Below are 433 nucleotides of genomic sequence, written 5' to 3' on the forward strand. Positions count from 1 at the left end.
TGTAGTGGCATAGTTAATTTGGCCACCTAGTTAGAGGTGATATTATCACCTCATAAGTTAACAGGTGACATTATGAAAAAACGTACAAGAAGACTTTTTAGCGCAGAGTTCAAACTTGAATCAGCTCAATTAGTGCTAGATCAAAATTACTCAATTGTTGAAGCTGCTCAAGCCATGAGTGTAGGCAAATCAACCATGGATAAATGGGTTCGACAATTAAGGGAAGAGCGACAAGGTAAGCAACCTAAAGCATCACCTATATCGCCAGAACAAATTGAAATTCGAGAGTTAAAAAAGAAACTTGCTCGCCTCCAGGAGCACAACGAAATATTAAAAAAAGCCACAGCTCTGTTGATGTCGGACTCACTGAACAATTCTTAATAATTGAGAAACTCAGGCAGAGCTACAGCATAAATACATTATGCGAAGTGTT

At 38.3% G+C, this 433-nt stretch carries 1 pseudogene; it reads left to right on the forward strand.

The features are described from left to right. Positions 1-72 precede the first annotated feature (72 nt). Positions 73-433: pseudogene (locus LMH66_RS20270) on the forward strand (transposase); the annotation flags it as partial.

Origin of the sequence: Shewanella sp. 10N.7, from assembly GCF_020806285.1 — a bacterium.
Classification (GTDB): Bacteria; Pseudomonadota; Gammaproteobacteria; order Enterobacterales; family Shewanellaceae; genus Shewanella; species Shewanella electrodiphila.